This window comes from Bacillus sp. GbtcB10, assembly GCF_019091365.1.
GTDB classification, from domain to species: Bacteria; Bacillota; Bacilli; order Bacillales; family Bacillaceae; genus Bacillus; species Bacillus altitudinis.
Map to the genome: position 1 here is coordinate 1 of NZ_JAGXJP010000332.1, position 243 is coordinate 243.

The following is a 243-nucleotide window of genomic DNA, read 5'->3' on the forward strand; positions in this document are numbered from 1 at the left end:
GCGATGTTAAAATCACCGAGTCGTGCGAACCATCAAGCGGACACTTTACGCATGAAGTACGCCTGGATTACAATTGTGTTATGCAGTGTGTTTTTTGCTTTAGGCAACTACGTTCAATTAAAGGCGTCAAAGACCCGTTTATTAGGTTTTGGTATTCGTTATTCTTTTGGTCACGCCTTTTTGAAGGTAGCGGTCTTTACACTCATTCTGTTGACACTGATGATGCTGACGGTTTGGGTGCTC

The 243-nt window shown here is 43.2% G+C and carries 1 pseudogene; it reads left to right on the forward strand.

The features are described 5' to 3' along the window. A pseudogene (locus KVT11_RS20415) lies at positions 1–243 on the forward strand (hypothetical protein); the annotation flags it as partial.